General features: G+C 73.6%; 15 protein-coding genes. 13 read left to right on the top strand and 2 right to left on the bottom strand.

Annotated elements, in window-relative coordinates; genetic code table 11:
* The 9 genes from K7G61_RS26960 (at position 1) to K7G61_RS27000 (ending at position 7,685) form a co-directional block, all read left to right on the top strand.
* On the top strand, positions 1-615 hold the full coding sequence (locus K7G61_RS26960) for a riboflavin synthase (RefSeq protein ID WP_225849595.1): 615 nt from the start codon (positions 1-3) through the stop codon (positions 613-615).
* Positions 612-1,364, top strand: a complete 753-nt coding sequence (locus tag K7G61_RS26965) for a nicotinamide mononucleotide transporter family protein (protein ID WP_225849596.1) — start codon at positions 612-614, stop codon at positions 1,362-1,364. The genes K7G61_RS26960 and K7G61_RS26965 overlap by 4 nt, the downstream gene beginning before the upstream one ends.
* Entirely contained in the window at positions 1,361-2,734 is a 1,374-nt protein-coding gene (gene ribA / locus K7G61_RS26970; protein WP_263984915.1) for a GTP cyclohydrolase II, read from the top strand. The genes K7G61_RS26965 and ribA overlap by 4 nt, the downstream gene beginning before the upstream one ends.
* 129 nt (positions 2,735-2,863) lie before the next feature.
* Positions 2,864-3,349, top strand: coding sequence for a 6,7-dimethyl-8-ribityllumazine synthase (gene ribH / locus K7G61_RS26975; protein ID WP_225849597.1), 486 nt, complete (start codon positions 2,864-2,866; stop codon positions 3,347-3,349).
* 33 nt (positions 3,350-3,382) lie between these two features.
* Complete coding sequence (locus tag K7G61_RS26980; RefSeq protein WP_225849598.1) at positions 3,383-3,655, top strand: phosphoribosyl-ATP diphosphatase; 273 nt, start codon at positions 3,383-3,385, stop codon at positions 3,653-3,655.
* Between the two features lie 59 nt (positions 3,656-3,714).
* Positions 3,715-4,563, top strand: a complete 849-nt coding sequence (hisG, locus tag K7G61_RS26985) for an ATP phosphoribosyltransferase (RefSeq protein ID WP_225849599.1) — start codon at positions 3,715-3,717, stop codon at positions 4,561-4,563.
* 7 nt (positions 4,564-4,570) lie between these two features.
* Entirely contained in the window at positions 4,571-5,053 is a 483-nt protein-coding gene (locus K7G61_RS26990) for a PH domain-containing protein (RefSeq protein ID WP_225849600.1), read from the top strand.
* Positions 5,054-5,259: 206 nt separating this feature from the next.
* A complete protein-coding gene (locus K7G61_RS26995) occupies positions 5,260-6,591 on the top strand; it encodes a hemolysin family protein (protein WP_225849601.1) in 1,332 nt (443 codons plus the stop codon).
* Positions 6,588-7,685, top strand: coding sequence for a hemolysin family protein (locus tag K7G61_RS27000; RefSeq protein ID WP_225849602.1), 1,098 nt, complete (start codon positions 6,588-6,590; stop codon positions 7,683-7,685). The genes K7G61_RS26995 and K7G61_RS27000 overlap by 4 nt, the downstream gene beginning before the upstream one ends.
* A 7-nt stretch (positions 7,686-7,692) precedes the next feature.
* On the opposite strand, the gene K7G61_RS27005 is transcribed toward K7G61_RS27000, so the two are convergent.
* The gene (locus K7G61_RS27005) at positions 7,693-9,579 is read right to left on the bottom strand and encodes an AAA family ATPase (protein ID WP_225849603.1); all 1,887 of its coding nucleotides are present in this window, start codon (positions 9,577-9,579) and stop codon (positions 7,693-7,695) included.
* 455 nt (positions 9,580-10,034) lie between these two features.
* On the bottom strand, positions 10,035-10,649 hold the full coding sequence (locus tag K7G61_RS27010) for a uridine kinase (RefSeq protein WP_225849604.1): 615 nt from the start codon (positions 10,647-10,649) through the stop codon (positions 10,035-10,037).
* 158 nt (positions 10,650-10,807) lie between these two features.
* Here K7G61_RS27010 and K7G61_RS27015 point away from each other — a divergent pair, with 158 nt between their 5' ends.
* The 4 genes from K7G61_RS27015 (at position 10,808) to K7G61_RS27030 (ending at position 16,237) form a co-directional block, all read left to right on the top strand.
* On the top strand, positions 10,808-11,914 hold the full coding sequence (locus K7G61_RS27015) for a M24 family metallopeptidase (protein WP_374204251.1): 1,107 nt from the start codon (positions 10,808-10,810) through the stop codon (positions 11,912-11,914).
* A gap of 172 nt (positions 11,915-12,086) precedes the next feature.
* Entirely contained in the window at positions 12,087-13,505 is a 1,419-nt protein-coding gene (locus K7G61_RS27020) for a peptidase C39 family protein (protein ID WP_225849606.1), read from the top strand.
* Between the two features lie 242 nt (positions 13,506-13,747).
* Complete coding sequence (locus tag K7G61_RS27025; RefSeq protein ID WP_225849607.1) at positions 13,748-14,989, top strand: chitinase; 1,242 nt, start codon at positions 13,748-13,750, stop codon at positions 14,987-14,989.
* Positions 14,990-15,424: 435 nt separating this feature from the next.
* On the top strand, positions 15,425-16,237 hold the full coding sequence (locus K7G61_RS27030; RefSeq protein WP_225849608.1) for an SAM-dependent methyltransferase: 813 nt from the start codon (positions 15,425-15,427) through the stop codon (positions 16,235-16,237).
* Position 16,238 lies beyond the last annotated feature (1 nt).

Here is a 16,238-nt window from a genome sequence, read left to right on the forward strand (position 1 = left end):
GTGTTCACCGGAATCGTCGAAGAACTGGGTGAGATCACCGCCGTCGAGGACCTCGGCGACGCCTCCCGTTTCACCGTGCGCGGGCCTGTCGTGACCGAGGGCGCCCGCCATGGCGACTCCATCGCCGTCAACGGGGTGTGCCTGACCGTGGTCGACCTCGCCGACGGCGCCTTCACCGCCGACGTCATGGCCGAGACCCTGAAGCGTTCGAGCCTCGGCGCCCTCGCCCCCGGCTCCCGGGTCAACCTCGAACGCCCGATGGCGCTGGGCGGCCGCCTCGGCGGACACCTCGTCCAGGGCCACGTCGACGGCACCGGCACCGTGCTGGAGCGCACCCCGGCCGAGCACTGGGAGATCGTACGGATCTCGCTGCCGGCCGAACTGTCGGCCTACGTCGTCGAGAAGGGCTCCATCACGGTCGACGGCATCAGCCTCACCGTCGTCGAGGCCGGCCCCGACGCCTTCACCGTCAGCCTCATCCCGACCACCCTCGCGCTGACCACCCTGGGCCTGAAGCAGCCCGGCGACCCGGTCAACCTCGAAGTCGACGTCATCGCCAAGTACGTCGAGCGGATGCTCGGCCGCGGCCCGCGCGAGCCGGAGGACGTCAGGTGAGCGCCCTGCACTGGCTGAACAGCGAGGCGTTCACCGCCTTCGACCAGCACGTGATGTGGTCCGACATGATCGGCAACCTGCTGGGCCTGGCCGCCCTCGCGCTGGGCTGGCGGCGGGCGATGCTGACCTGGCCGGTCCAACTCCTGTCCGGCGTCGTGCTCGTGGCCGCGTTCTGGTCGGCCCACCTGGGCGGCGGCGTCGGCAAGCAGTTCGTGGTGATCACCGTCGCGGTGTGGGGCTGGTTCCAGTGGCGGCGCGGCCGGGCCGGCACCGGCCAGGTGGCGGTCCGGTTCGCCACCTGGCGCGAGCGGGCGCTGCTGGTGGCCGCCACCGCGGTGGGCACGATCGCCGTCGCCTCGCTCTTCCTCGCCCACCCGTCGCTGTCCTGGAACCCCTGGCCGGACGCCTACATCTTCGTCGGCACGCTCGCGGCGATGTTCGCCCAGGCCCGCGGCTGGGTCGAGTTCTGGTTCGCCTGGCTCGCCGTCGACGTGGTCGGCGTACCGCTCAACTTCCACAGCGGCCTGCCGTTCTCCGGCCTGGTGTACATCGTCTACTTCGTCCTGGTGATCGCCGGGATGTACGCCTGGTGGCAGCAGACCCGGCGGCCCGCGACGGCGACCGGGGCCGCCACCTTGAACACCGCCCCCACGACCGCCCCCACGACTGCCCCCACGACCACCGCCACCGCCGCCGACGGCGGTGCCCGGCCAGAGACCAGCACCGCCCCGGAGGGAGTGACGGTATGACCACCGTGACCGCACCGCACGGAAAGCTGCCCGGCGAGGAATGGTACGAGGAGGCCGAGCCCCTCGTGCTCGACTCCGTCGAGCGGGCCGTCGCCGACATCGCGGCCGGCCGCCCCGTCGTGGTCGTCGACGACGAGGACCGGGAGAACGAGGGCGATCTGATCGTCGCCGCCGAGCTCGTCACCCCGGAGATCGTCGCGTTCATGATGGCCGCGTGCCGCGGCCTGATCTGCGTGCCCATGCCGGGAACCGACCTGGACCGGCTCGAACTGCCGCAGATGGTCGCCGACAACACCGAGTCGATGCGCACCGCCTTCACCGTCTCGGTGGACGCGGGTGCCGCGCACGGCGTGAGCACCGGCATCTCCGCCGCCGACCGGGCCACCACGATCCGGCTCCTGACCGAACCCGGTTCGCGCCCCGCCGACTTCGTACGGCCCGGCCACGTCTTCCCGCTGCGGGCCCGCCCCGGCGGCGTCCTGGAGCGGCCCGGCCACACCGAGGCCGGGGTGGACCTGGCCCGGCTGGCCGGACTGCGGCCCGCGGCGGCGATCGTCGAGATCGCCCGCGAGGACGGCACCATGGCCCGCCTGCCGGACCTGGTGGTCTTCGCCCGCAAGCACGGCCTGGCGATCATCTCCATCGCGGACCTCGTCGCCCACCGCCGGTCGGCCGAGGCGCCGGTCGTCCTCCGGCCGGCCGAGGAACCCGCCGTCCGCCGGTCGGCCGAGGCGCCGACTGACCTCCGGCCGACCGAGGCACCCGCCGTCCGCCGGGAGGCCAGCACCGACCTGCCCACCGCGTACGGCCCCTTCCGGGCCCACGGCTACCGCGCCGCCGACGGCGTGGAGCACATCGCGCTGGTCGCCGGCGACATCGGCGACGGCGAGGACGTCCTGGTCCGGGTGCACTCCGAGTGCCTGACCGGCGACGTCCTCGGCTCCCGGCGCTGCGACTGCGGCCCGCAACTGCAGCAGGCCCTGCGCAAGGTGGCGGCCGAGGGCCGCGGGGTGGTGGTCTACCTGCGCGGCCACGAGGGCCGCGGCATCGGCCTGCTGTCGAAGCTGCGCGCCTACGAACTCCAGGAGCGCGGCCGCGACACTCTCGACGCCAACCTGGAGCTGGGCCTGCCCGCCGACGCCCGCGACTACGGGGCCGCCGCCCGCATCCTCGCCGACCTCGGCGTACGCTCGCTGCGGCTGATGACCAACAACCCGGCCAAGACCGGGGCGCTGGCCGGTCAGGACCTGCGGGTGCTGGGCCGCGAGCCGATGCCCGTGGCCGCCGGCGAGCACAACCTGCGGTACCTGCGCACCAAGCGGGACCGGATGGGCCACGACCTGCCGTGGCTGGACGCGGCCGGCGGCTGATCCCGCCGCCGGGTCCGGCCCACCCGTAACACAATCCGGCATGTCCGGCCGGTCCCGTGGGGACCGGGCACACGACGCACCACCAAGCACCGAGCACCAAGCACCGAGCACCAAGCACCGAGGAGAGAAGTGAGCGGTAAGGGCGCCCCCGAGCTGACCGTGAAGAACTGCGGCGACCTGCGGGTCGCGGTGATCGCGGCGCAGTGGCACACCCAGGTGATGGACGGCCTGCTGGACGGGGCCACGCGCGCCCTGCGGGACCTCGGCATCGACGAGCCGACCGTGCTGCGGGTGCCGGGCAGTTTCGAACTGCCCGTCGTCGCCAAGGTGCTGGCCGGCCGCGGGTACGACGCGGTGGTGGCCCTCGGGGTCATCATCCGCGGCGGCACCCCGCACTTCGAGTACGTCTCGCAGGGCGTGACCGCCGGGCTGACGCAGGTCGCGGTGGAGACCGGGGTGCCGGTCGGCTTCGGCATCCTGACCTGCGACACCGAGGAACAGGCCCTGGACCGGGCGGGACTGCCCGGATCCGCGGAGGACAAGGGCCACGAGGCGGTCACCGCCGCCGTCGCGACGGCGACCGTTCTCCGATCGGTATCCGAACCGTGGCGGTGAGCGGCGGCCGGTTCCCCGTACGCTAGGACCACCATGGCCAACAAGACATTCGAGGAGCTCTTCGACGAGCTCCGGCACAAGGCCGCCACCGGCGACCCCAGCACGTCACGCACCGCCGAACTCGTCGGCAAGGGCGTGCACGCGATCGGCAAGAAGGTGGTGGAGGAGGCCGCCGAGGTGTGGATGGCCGCCGAGTACGAGGGCGCCGACGCCACCGCCGAGGAGATCTCCCAGCTGCTGTACCACGTCCAGGTGATGATGGTCGCCCGCGGCATCTCGCTGGCCGACGTCTACGCCCACCTGTGACCGCCCCGACCCGCTCCCCGTACGACACCCGCACGCGCGAAGAGAAGGAAACCGCCCCCATGCTGCGCATCGCCGTCCCGAACAAGGGCTCCCTGTCGGCACCCGCGGCGGCCATGCTGCACGAGGCCGGCTACCGGCAGCGCACGGAGTCCAAGGAACTGGTCATGGTGGACCGCGACAACGGGGTGGAGTTCTTCTACCTGCGGCCGCGGGACATCGCGATCTACGTCAGCTCCGGCCGGCTCGACATCGGCATCACCGGCCGGGACCTGCTGCTGGACTCCGGCGCGGGCGCGGAGGAGATCATGCAGCTGGGCTTCGCCCGCTCCACCTTCCGGTACGCGGGCAGGCCCGGCGTCGCGCGGAGCGTCGGTGACCTCGGCGGCATGACGATCGCCACCTCGTACGAGGGCGTGGTCGCCAAGCACCTGGCCGACCACGGCGTGGACGCCTCCGTGGTGCACCTCGACGGCGCCGTCGAGACGGCGGTCAAGCTCGGCGTGGCCGAGGTGATCGCCGACGTGGTGGAGACCGGCACCTCGCTGCGCAACGCCGGCCTGGAGACCTTCGGCGAGCCGATCATGGAGTCCGAGGCGATCGTCGTCCGGCGCACGGGCGCGGACCCCCAGGAGGGCAAGGTCCAGCAGTTCCTGCGCCGCCTGCAGGGCGTCCTGGTGGCCCGGCGGTACGTGATGATGGACTACGACATCCGCGCCGAGCAGGTCGAGAAGGCCGTCGCCCTCACTCCCGGCCTGGAGTCGCCGACGGTCTCCCCGCTGCACCACGAGGGCTGGGTCGCCGTCCGCGCGATGGTCCCCACCAGCGACGCCCAGCGGATCATGGACGAGCTGTACGACCTGGGCGCGCGCGCCATCCTGACCACCGGCATCCACGCCGCACGGCTGTGACGGCGCCATGACCGCCCCGGCGCCCGAGCCCCTGCCCGTGACCTTCCGGCCCGCGGTGACGCGGGCGGTGCTGCTGTCCATCGCGGCCGCGCTGTTCACGACCCTCACGACGGTCGCCGCGCTGATGCCCGAGGAGGGCGCGGAGCCGTGGAGCGTCGGCGACCGGGTCACGGTCGGGGTGGCCGCGGCGGTGATATCCGGTGGTCTCGTGCTGCTGGCCAGGCCCAAGGCGGTCGCCGACGCCGACGGGCTCACGGTCGTCAACGTGCGGGTGACGCGGCGCCTGGCCTGGCCGCAGGTGGTACGGGTGAACCTGCGCGACGGCGACGCCTGGGTCCATCTGGACCTCGCCGACGGCACCACCCTCGCGGTGATGGCCATCCAGCCGGGAATCGCCAGGCGGCGGGCCCTGCGCGACGCCCGGCGGCTGCGGGACCTGGTCGAGGCGCTGGGCGAGGCCCGCGATCCTTCGCGGCTGCGGCCGGAATGACTACCCTGGATCCGAGCGGCGCCCACCGCGCCCGCCCCGCACCTTTTCGGCCGTGCACGCCGCGAACCGTGCCGTACGCGCCGGCGCGCATCCCGCGCGCCGCGGGGCCCCGACCGACCGAGGAGTGACACTCACACCCCGATGGACGAACCGTCCGGTAGTACCTGCGCCGCCCCTCCCTCCGCGCACCAGGGAGCGGCGGCACCATGAGCACCTCGTTGCTGCTGCTCGCAGCCGCCTTCGTTCTGATCCTCGCCAACGGATTCTTCGTCGCCGCCGAATTCGGCCTGGTGACCGTCGAGCGCCCGGCCGCCGAACGCGCCGCGGCCGACGGCGACCGGCGCGCCCGCGGTGTGGTGGCGGCGCTGCGCAACCTCTCCTTCCAGCTCTCCGGGACCCAGCTCGGCATCACCATCACCTCCCTGGTGGTCGGCATGCTCGCCGAGCCCGCCCTCGCCGACCTCCTCGGCGGGCCGCTGCGGGCCGCCGGCGTGCCGAAGGGCGCGGCCCCCGGCTTCGCCGTGGCCGTCGGGATGATGGTCGCCTCCGGCGTGCAGATGGTCATCGGCGAGCTGGTGCCCAAGAACTGGGCCGTCTCGCGCCCGCTGGCCGTCGCCCGGGTGGTGGCCGGGCCCCAGCGTGCCTTCTCCCGCGCCCTGCGCCCGGTCATCGACGTACTCAACCGGGCCGCCAACCGCCTGGTCCGGCTGCTCGGCGTCGAACCGGCCGACGAGCTCGCGTCCGCCCGCACCCCCACCGAGCTGGTCTCCCTGGCCAAGCACTCGGCGCTGGCCGGCGCGCTGGAACAGGACACCGCCGACCTGTTCGTCCGCACCCTCTCGCTCGGCGACCTCACCGCCGAGAACGTGATGACCCCCCGGGTGCGGGTCAGCGCGCTGGAGGACACCGCGACCGCCGCCGACGTCCTCAACCTGACCCGCGCCACCGGCCTGTCCCGCTTCCCGGTCTACCGGGAGCGGCTGGACGACATCACCGGCATGGTCCACCTCAAGGACGCCCTCGCCGTCCCCGCCGACCTGCGCGGCCGCACCCCGGCCGGCCGCATAGCGGTCGCCCCGCTGCTCGTGCCGGAGACCCTGCCCGGACGGCAGCTGCTGGAACTGCTGCGCAGCCAGCAGCCGATCGCGGTGGTCGTCGACGAGTACGGCGGCACGGCCGGCGTGGTCACCCTGGAGGACATCGTCGAGGAACTGGTCGGCGAGGTGCGCGACGAGCACGATGCCGCCGACCTGCCGGAACTCGGCGCCGCCCCCGCCGAGAACGGGCACCCGGCCTGGGACGCCGACGGCGGCTGCCGCATCGACACCCTGGCCCGCATCGGGCTCACCGCCCCCGAGGGCCCGTACGAGACGGTGGCCGGACTCGTCGCCGACCTGCTCGAACGCATCCCGGAGGCGGGTGACACCGCGGTGCTCCCCGGCTGGCTGCTGCGGGTCGAGGAGGTCGGCCACCACCGGGCCGAGCGCGTGCGGATCGTGCGTACCGGGCCCGTCGCGGGGGAGGAGAGCGAACGATGAGCGTTCTCCAACTCCTGTTCGCCGTGCTGCTGGTGCTCGGCAACGCCTTCTTCGTCGGCGCCGAGTTCGCCCTGGTCTCGGTGCGCCGCAGCCAGATCGAGCCGCTCGCCGGGGAGCAGCGGCGGGCCCGTACCGTCCTGTACGGCCTGGAGCACCTGCCGCAGATGATGGCCGCCGCCCAGTTCGGTGTCACCGTCTGCTCGCTGACGCTGGGCGCGGTGGCCGAACCGACCGTCGCCCACCTGATGGAACCGGTGTTCGCCGCCGCGCACGTCCCCGGCGACCTGGCGCACGCCGTCGGGTACGTCCTCGCCCTCGCGCTGGTGGTGTCCCTGCACCTGGTGATCGGCGAGCTGGTGCCGAAGAACCTGGCCATGGCCGACCCGGAGCGGACCGCGCTGCGGCTCAGCCCGGGGCTGGTCGGCTTCGCCCGCGTCTTCCGCCCGGTGATCGTGGTGCTGGGCGCCTGCGCCCGGCTGGTCCTGCGGGCCTTCGGCGTCGAGCCCAAGGACGAGGTCGACGCGGTCTTCACCAGCGCGGAGCTGACCGTGCTCGTCGAGGACGCCCGCCGGGCCGGCCTGCTCGACCGCGACGAGCAGGAGCGCCTGGAGGACGCCCTGGAGCTGGGCACCCGCCCGGTCACCGAGGTGCTCCTCACGCCCGGTGAGCTGGTCACCCTCGAACCCAGCGCGACCCCGCGCGAGGTCGAGGAACTCACCGTGCGCACCGGCTACTCCCGCTTCCCGGTCGCCGCCCCCGCGGCCGACGGGCCCGCCTACCTGGGCTACCTCCACGTCAAGGACGTCCTGGACGTGGAGGACCTCGACGCGCCGCTGCCGCGGCGGCTGTGGCGCCCCATGGTCACCCTGCGGGCCGACCTCCCGCTCGACGACGCCCTCACCGCGATGCGGCGGGCCGCCTCCCACCTGGCCGCCGTCGCCGAGCCGGGCGGGCGGGTGCTCGGGCTCGTCGCGCTGGAGGACGTGCTGGAGATGCTGGTGGGCGAGGTCAGGGATCCCGCCCACCCCGATCCGGAGGTGCCGGGGCCCGCGGCCCACTCGGTCCGCGCGGACCCGGGCGAACTCGTGCGGTGACCCGCGGTCACTGCTCGCCGGGGTCCGGGGGCTGCACGCCCGGGCCCCGGCCCGAGAGCACCTCGCCGTACGCCTGCATCAGGTCGGGCAGGCGCAGCGTCGAGAGTTCCTCGCGGCCCGGCGTCGCGGGGTACTCCGACAGGCGCAGGTCGCGGTAGGCGCAGCTCTTCTCGTACAGGGTGCGCAGGAAGCGGCCGTTGCCGAGTTCGTCGATCCAGCCCTGCTCCACGACGTGGCCGCTGATCGCCCCCAGCTCGTCCAGCGCCTCCTCGTCCCAGTGGTCGCCGTTCTCGGCGGCCAGCACCTGGCCGATGGCGGTGAGCTCGCCGGGCCGGTAGCTGGGGAAATCCACGCGGGTGGTGAAGCGGGACCCGAGGCCGGGGTTGACGGCCAGCAGCCGGTCCATGCCCTCCGGGTAGCCGGCCAGGATCACCACCAGCCGGTCCCGGTTGTCCTCGGCCCGCTTGAGCAGCACCTGCAGGGCCTCGTCGCCGTACGCGTCGCCCTTGCTGTAGCCGGAGTTGGACAGGGCATACGCCTCGTCCACGAACAGCACCCCGCCCAGGGCGGAGTCGATCAGCTCGTTGGCCTTGACCGCGGTCTGGCCGAGGAACTCGCCGACCAGGTCCGAGCGCTGGGCCTCGACCAGGTGGTCGCCGCCGAGCAGCCCGAGGGCGTAGAAGACCCGGCCCAGGATGCGGGCCACCGTGGTCTTGCCGGTGCCGGACGGCCCGGAGAAGACGAAGTGCCGCTTGGGCGGCTGCACCGGCAGGCCCTGCCCGGCCCGCAGCCGGGCCATCCGCAGTTGTGCGGACAGCGCCCTGACCTGTCGCTTGACCGGCTCCAGGCCGACCATCCGGTCGAGTTCGGCCAGCGCCTCGGCAAGCAGCACGGGGCCGGAGCCGCCGAGCGGGAGCTGCGCGGGGCCGGCCGTGGCGGGCGCGGTCCGGTCCCGGGTGCCGTCGTCCAGCGGCCCGCCGGACAGCAGCGACTCGTCCAGGTCAGGGCCGCCCGGGCCGCTCGCGGCGCCCGGCTCGGGCAGCAGCTCCAGGTCGGCGCCGCCCTCGGGGACCGCCTGGCCGGCGCCGGACAGCGGTACGGCGGCCACGCCCGCCGTCTCGTCCAGGCCGTCGTCGGTCTCGTGGATCGCGGCGAGCCGGGCCGCGGTGTCCATGAAGGCCGGGTCGACGCGGTGCACCGCGCGGTAGAGCGGCACGGCGGCGGCGGTGCGGCCGGTGCCCTCGTGGGCACGCGCCAGCCAGTACCGCAGCTCCTTGCGCTGCGGCTGCTCGCTGCGGCAGCGCATCAGGGCGGCGGCCAGCAGCGGTTCGGCCTGTCCGCACATGTCCAGCCGCACCCGCGCCATACCGCCGAACAGGCCCGCCTCGATGCCGAGGACCGGATCACCGAGCAGCGGCTCGGTGTGCCGCACCAGGTGCTCCCAGTCCTTGACCAGGTAAGCGCGGCAGGCGTGCAGGAAGCGGACCTGCGGGTCGGTGTCTATCGGCGGGCAGTCGGCCAGCGCCCGGTCCAGTTCGGCGACGTGGCGGCCGTCGAGCCAGTGCGAGGCGTGCGCCAGCAGCAGGTCGCGGCCGGTCTCCAGCACCGGCTGCACCCACCATCCCAGCCAGTACCAGGAGTTGAGGGTCCTGCGGTGGGCCGCCCGCTGCTCGCCGAAGCGGTCCCGGTGCCGGTACATCTGCAGCAGCGCGGTGGGGGTGTCCGCCCGCAGCGCGTGCAGACCGAGCCAGGCGTCGGCCATCCCGGGGTCCACCCGGACCGCGGCCTTGAACTCCTCCTCCGCCTGGGCGTAGGCGCCCACCGTGTAGGCGTCCACGCCGCGCAGCCACGCCAGATCGGCCGGGGAGCCCGGGCGGCCGGTGCCGAAGTCCATCAAGTCCCCACCCATCCGTCCCCGCCGCGCCGTCTCGCTCACCCCAACCCGGGCGTGCCGGGCAGTAGTTGAGGCGCGCGGTGGTTCCCCAGCCCGTACCGCGGCGCCCTTTTCGCATCGTACCCGCGATGCCTGGAACACCGAAGGGCGCCGTGGCACGCGAGACGGCGGACCGCGGCGGGCGGGGGCGGCCGGCGTGCGCCGGGGCGCGGGAGCGTACGGGCGCCACCGCGTCACGCAGGGTGAGGAGAGGGGGGTCGCAGACCGGACAATACGGGCCCGGGGGCAGGACGGAGCCCCCGGTCACGGGGGAACAACCGGGGGCTCCGTGTTTGCGGAAGCGGCATTCCGGCCGCTTGGTTGAAAACGTAATTGCTGGATACCCCCAGGGTCAAGCAGTGTCGGTCACCCCGGGGGACGCGCCGGCGCGGCGACCGCGCGCCGACGCCGCGCCCTCACTCAGGGTGATCACGGCGGGCCCGCTCGGTGCGGACGGCGGGCCCCGGAACGGCCCGGTAGCCGGACGGGGTCTGATGGACCAGCAGATCGGCGAACGGCCGGGAGGGGTCGGCGGCGAAGTGGGCGTCCTCCTCGCGGGTCCAGCCGGTCCAGAACGCCGCCAGCTCCTCGCCGTCCCTGCGCCGGCCCCGCACCCGCGCGGTCGCCGGGTCCACCTCCAGCCACAGCAGCAGCGACAGGTACGGGCGCAGCGCGGCCCGTCCCGTCCCGACGCCCTCCAGCAGCACCACCGGGGCCGGCGGGACCTCCCGCTGCCCGGTGAACCGGCGGGCCGTCCAGTCGTACACCTCGTGCCCGGCCGTCCGCCCGGCGGCCAGCGGCGTGAGGACCTGCTCGGCCAGCCGGGTGGTCCAGCCGAACGGCTCCTCATGGGTGGCCAGATCGTCCGTGTGGACCACCGGCGCGCCCCCGGCCCCCTCCGCCAGCCGCCGGGCGATCGTGGTCTTGCCCGCCCCGGCGTGGCCGTCCACGGCCACCAGCCGCACCTGCCCGCAGCGCGGGGCCAGGTCGGGCAGCATCGCGGCCAGGTGCGGGAGCGTCAGGTCGTCCATGCGGCCGAGGGTACGGGGGCGCGGGCCCGCGGCACGCCGGGCGGCGCGCGTGCCGCCCGGCGCGCCGCGGACGCGGGGTCCGCACGTAGGGTGCGCGTCGCGGCGGCGCCGATTACGGTGGTCGGGTGACCGAGACCGAGGCCGGCGGGCGAGCCGGCGTGTTGTTCCCGCCGGAGCGGGTGGAGACGGCGCGGCGGGCGACCGAGGACGCCGCGTTCGACGCTCTGCTGGTGACTCCCGGAGCGGACCTGCGGTACCTGACGGGGTACCAGGCGCTGCCGCTGGAGCGGCTGACCTGCCTGGTGGTGCCCGCCCGCGCCGAGCCCTTCCTGGTGGTGCCCGAGCTGGAGCGGCCCGCGGCGCAGGCGTCCCCGGCCGGGAGGCTGGGCATCGAGATCGTCGGCTTCGCGGAGACCGAGGACGCGTACGAGCTCGTCGCCCGGCGGCTGCCGCCGGGGACCAGGCGGTTCGCCGTGGACAACCACATGTGGGCGGAGAAGCTGCTGGCCTTCCAGGACGCCCTGCCCGGCGCCCAGCCCGGGCTGGCCGGGGACGTGCTGTCGGTGCTGCGGATGCGCAAGAGCGCGGCCGAGGTGGCCGCCCTGCGCCGGGCGGGCGCCGCGATCGACCGGGTGCACGACGCGATGGGGGAGTGGCTGCGGCCCGGACGCACCGAGCGCGAGGTCGCGCGGGACATCGCGGACGCGATCGTGGCGGCCGGGCACGACCACGCGGACTTCGTCATCGTGGGCTCGGGGCCGAACAGCGCCAGCCCCCACCACGAGGTGTCCGACCGGGTGATCGAGCCGGGCGACCCGGTGGTCGTCGACATCGGCGGCACGACCGCCGAGGGCTACTGCTCCGACTCCACCCGCACCTACGCCGTCGGCGAGCCGCCGGCCGCGTTCCTGGAGCTGTACCGGGTCCTGCTGCGCGCCCAGACCGCGCAGACCGAGGCGGTGCGGCCGGGCGTCACCGCCGAGGAACTCGACGCGGTGGGCCGGGACATCATCACCGCGGCGGGCCACGGCGAGCACTTCATCCACCGCACCGGGCACGGCATCGGCCTGGAGACGCACGAGGAGCCGTACATCGTGGCCGGGAGCAAGCGGCCGCTGGAGCCGGGCATGGCGTTCTCCGTGGAACCGGGCATCTACCTGCCCGGGACCTTCGGCGCCCGTATCGAGGACATCGCGGTCTGCACGGAAACGGGCGGCGAGCGGCTCAATCTGACGGGACGTGACCTGGTGGTTCTGCCCGGCTGACCGGCCGGACGGCCGCCAGTGGACCAGACCAATATTGGTACCCGGCGCGCCCCGGAAACCCTGGTGGAAACGGCGGGTGAACTGCGATGGTGGTGCGCACCCACCCCGGCCGACACGGACGCGGGCGGGAACTTTCCCGGTTCACGACGAGGGAAAACGAGGGTAATCAGCCATGACCACTCACGCGCCCCGGCGGGCCGTGCTGACCGCCGCGCTCGTCGCGGCGGCGGCCACCGCCACCGCGACGTCCGCCTCCGCCGCGACGTCCGCCTCCGGCGGCGGCCCGGTCGCCCCGCAGGCCGCGCCCGCCGGCTCCGGCCCGGGATCGGACCCGGGCCCCGACGACGCCCCCGTCGACTACCACGCCTGGACGTCGCACGCCGACTGGCTGTTCGGGGAGCACCGCGGCACCGTCCCGGTGGCCGGGCCCCGGCCCGGGGTGCGGATCGGCCGCGCGACCGGCACCTTCGACTACACCGACCCGCACACCGGCACCACCGCGACCTGGGAGTCGGCCTCCTGGACGTCCCCGGCGCACACCGTGCCCCACCCGGCGAGCGAGCTGGTCTCGTCATGGAACGCGCACACCCCGGCCGGCACCTGGATCCAGGTCGAACTGCTGGGCACGTACACCGACGGCACGAGCACTCCCGCGTACGTCATGGGCCGCTGGACCGCGGGCGACGGCCCCGAGGACATCCGGCGCACCTCGGTGGACGGCCAGAGCGACGGCCGGAGCAGCATCTGGACGGACACCTTCGCCATCGACGACACGAGCGCCGGCCCGCTGCTTGCCTCGTACCGGCTGCGGCTGACCCTCTTCCGCAGGCCGGGCAGCGGCCTGACGCCCACCGTGTGGCGGCTGGGCGCGATGGCGTCGGACATCCCGGACCGCTTCACCGTGCCCGCCTCGGTGCCGGGCCCGGGCGGCACCGGTATCGAACTGCCGGTGCCGCGCTACTCGCAGGACATCCACAAGGGCCAGTACCCGCAGTACGACAACGGCGGCGAGGCGTGGTGCAGCCCGACCTCCTCGACGATGGTCATCGAGTACTGGGGCCGCGGCCCGACCGCCGCCGACCTGGCCTGGGTGGACCCGAGCTACGCCGACCCCCAGGTCGACCAGGGCGCCCGCTTCACCTACGACTACCAGTACGAGGGGTGCGGCAACTGGCCGTTCAACGCGGCGTACGCGGCCACGTACCAGGACCTGCAGGGGGTCGTGACCCGGCTGCGCTCGCTGAACGACGTGGAGCGGCTGATCAGGGCCGGCATCCCGGTGATAACGTCCCAGTCCTTCCTGTCCGCCGAGCTGGACGGCGCCGGCTACAGCACCTCGGGCCACCTGATGTGCGTCATCGGCTTCACGCCCGAGGGCGACGTGGTGGCCAACGACCCGGCCAGCCCCACCGACGACGCGGTCCACCACGTCTACAAGCGGGCGCAGTTCGAGACCGTGTGGCTGCGCACCAAGCGGATCAACGCCTCGGGCAAGGTGAGCGGCGGCTCCGGCGGGGTCTGCTACCTGTACTTCCCGGCCCGGCCCAGCCCCGGCCAGCGCCGCGCGCTGGCATCGGTCGGCGTGGTCTGACGGCCGCTCACGGGCCCGGGTCCGCAGCCTCGCGACGAGGCGCGCGGACCCGGGCCCGCCGCTGTCGGGGGCCGGGGCCGGCTCCAAGCGGCTGCAGGGCTGCGAGACAGCGGGCGAGGTCCCGGACAGCGGCCGGTGGTAGAGACCAATTTTGTGGGTTGCTCTAAAGGTCTGGACCAACTCATTGACGGGTTCGCGTCACAGCAGGATTCTGCTGCCACGTTCCCCACAGGAGGTCCGACGTGAAACGTCCCAAAGCCCTCGGTTCCGGCCTGGCGGCCGCCGCCCTGGCCGTCGCGGCGATCGGCACCGCCACCGCGCTGGGCGCGGGGCAGGCCAGCGGCGCCACCGCCTCGGCCGCCGCGCTGAGCAGCCAGTGGTACGCCGCCGCCCCCTACCTCATGCCGCTGGACAACGACCCGCCCAGCGCCACCGCCATCATGGACGCCACCGGCCTGAAGGCGTTCCAGCTCGCGTTCGTCCTGGCCCCGAACGGCGGCGGCTGCAGCCCGACCTGGGGCGGCACCGGTGCGGTGTCCTCCGACACCGCCGTGGCCGGCGTCATCTCGGCGATCAGGGCCAAGGGCGGCGACGTGTCCGTCTCGATCGGGGGGTACGGCGGCACCAAGCTGGGGCAGACCTGTTCCGACCCCGCGTCCACCGCCGCCGCGTACCAGCAGGTCATCGACAAATACCAGCTCCACGCGATCGACTTCGACCTGGAGGAGCCGGAGTACGAGAACAGCGCCGCGGTGCACAACGAGATCGGCGCGGCCAAGATCCTGCAGCAGGACAACCCCGGCCTCTACATCTCGGTGACCACCGCGGGCACCGCGGCCGGCACCGGGTGGTTCGGCCAGCAGATGCTGAACGAGGCCAAGTCGCAGGGCTTCACGCCGAACAACTTCTCCATCATGCCGTTCGACGGCGGCTTCAACGGCGCCGCCTCCCAGACCGCCGCGCTCACCGCGTTCAACGGCCTGCTGCGGTCGACCTTCGGCTGGGACACCGCCACCGCCTACGCCCACGAGGGCTTCTCCGGGATGAACGGCCGCAGCGACTCGGGCGAGTACTTCTACCAGTCGGACTTCCAGACCGTCCTGGACTACGCCACCGGCCACGGCATGGGCCGGTTCACCTTCTGGTCGCTCAACCGGGACCGCCAGTGCAACCCGCCGGACAACAACGGCACGACCTCCGGCACGTGCAGCAGCGTGCCCCAGGCCGCCTGGGACTTCGCCAAGTTCTCGGTCCGGTTCGCCGGTGCCACCCCGCCGGTCACCCCGCCGCCCACCACGCCCCCGCCCACCTCGCCCGGCGGCTCCTGCGCCGGCGTCGCCGACTGGTCGGCGAGCGCGGTCTACGTCGGCGGCAACGAGGTCCAGTGGGGCGGCCACAAGTGGAAGGCCAAGTGGTGGACCACGAACGAGGAGCCCGGTACCACGGGTGAGTGGGGCGTCTGGCAGGACGAGGGCCCCTGCTGAACCCCGGATCAGCCCGGATGCCCGGACCGGCCGGCCGGTCACCCGGATCACCCGGACCGCCGCCGCCCTGACCACCCGCGGCGGCGGCATGGGCACCCGGCCCGGATCTCCGGGCACCGGTCCCCGGGTCCGGCATGATTGCCGGTCCGATTGCCTGCGGCGGCAATCCGCCGCGCGCTCCGAATTCGGCGGCGGGCCGGTGGCGGGAATGCGCCACTGGCCCGCCGCCCCGGTGTGCGCACCCTCGCAGGTGCGCGTTTTCGCATGTGCACATGCCGGTGGTTGTTGACCAAAACGGACGTTCCATCTCCGGTTCGGTGTTTCACTCCGAACAGGTGATCAGTAGCCTCGGGTTGAGCATGACTGCCCCGTACATCCGGACGAAGACCCGTCCCCGGCACCTCCGTTGAGCCCCTTGACCTGGAGACACCGACAGTGACCGACCGTCCCTCCTGGGCACCGCAGGGTATTGATCTCACCGTGCCCAGCGTTTCCCGGATCTACGACTACTTCCTCGGCGGTTCGCACAACTTCGAGGTGGACCGGGAAGCGGCCCGGATCGCGATCAAGGCGTTCCCCAGCATTCCCAAGATCAGCCAGGAGAACCGGGCGGTCATGCGCCGCGCGGTGCGTTTCGCGATGGACCGCGGAATCACCCAGTTCCTGGACATCGGCTCCGGCATTCCGACCTTTGGAAACGTGCACGAGGTCGCGCAGGCGAACGACCCGCGCGCCCGGGTGGTCTACGTCGACAACGACCCGGTCGCCGTCGCCCACAGCCGGGCGGTCCTGGAGGGCAACCCCAACGCCACCGCCCTCGCCGGTGACCTGCGCGACCCGCTGTCGATCCTGGACGCGCCGGAGACCCGGCGGATGCTGGACCTGGACCGGCCGGTGGCCCTGATGCTCGTCGCCGTGGTCCACTTCCTGCCCGACGACGAGCGGCCCGAAGAGATCATCGCCGCCCTGCGCGAGGCTCTCGCGCCCGGCAGCGCCATGGTCATCACCCACGCCACACTGGACGGCCCCACCCCGCAGGGCCAGCGCGGGGCCCAGGAGGTCTACCAGCGCACCGCCACCCCGCTGATCATGCGCAGCCGCGAGGAGCTGGAACGGTTCTTCGAGGGTTTCGAACTGGTCGAGCCGGGTGTGGTGCCGCTGCCCTACTGGCGGCCCGACACACCGCCGAGCGAGGACGACGATCCGGGCGTCACGCACGGCCTGGCCGGTGTGGGGCTGAAGGCGTGAC

It is taken from the genome of Streptomyces sp. HPF1205 (assembly GCF_020400825.1).
In the GTDB taxonomy this organism is placed as follows: Bacteria; Actinomycetota; Actinomycetes; order Streptomycetales; family Streptomycetaceae; genus Actinacidiphila.

Bases quoted from the DNA above. Each gene is read 5' to 3' on its own strand.
- ribA (WP_263984915.1), top strand. From the start codon at position 1,361: ATGACCACCGTGACCGCACCGCACGGAAAGCTGCCCGGCGAGGAATGG.
- K7G61_RS26980 (WP_225849598.1), top strand. From the start codon at position 3,383: ATGGCCAACAAGACATTCGAGGAGCTCTTCGACGAGCTCCGGCACAAG.
- hisG (WP_225849599.1), top strand. From the start codon at position 3,715: ATGCTGCGCATCGCCGTCCCGAACAAGGGCTCCCTGTCGGCACCCGCG.
- K7G61_RS26990 (WP_225849600.1), top strand. From the start codon at position 4,571: ATGACCGCCCCGGCGCCCGAGCCCCTGCCCGTGACCTTCCGGCCCGCG.
- K7G61_RS26995 (WP_225849601.1), top strand. From the start codon at position 5,260: ATGAGCACCTCGTTGCTGCTGCTCGCAGCCGCCTTCGTTCTGATCCTC.
- K7G61_RS27000 (WP_225849602.1), top strand. From the start codon at position 6,588: ATGAGCGTTCTCCAACTCCTGTTCGCCGTGCTGCTGGTGCTCGGCAAC.
- K7G61_RS27005 (WP_225849603.1), bottom strand. From the start codon at position 9,579: ATGGACTTCGGCACCGGCCGCCCGGGCTCCCCGGCCGATCTGGCGTGG.
- K7G61_RS27010 (WP_225849604.1), bottom strand. From the start codon at position 10,649: ATGGACGACCTGACGCTCCCGCACCTGGCCGCGATGCTGCCCGACCTG.
- K7G61_RS27020 (WP_225849606.1), top strand. From the start codon at position 12,087: ATGACCACTCACGCGCCCCGGCGGGCCGTGCTGACCGCCGCGCTCGTC.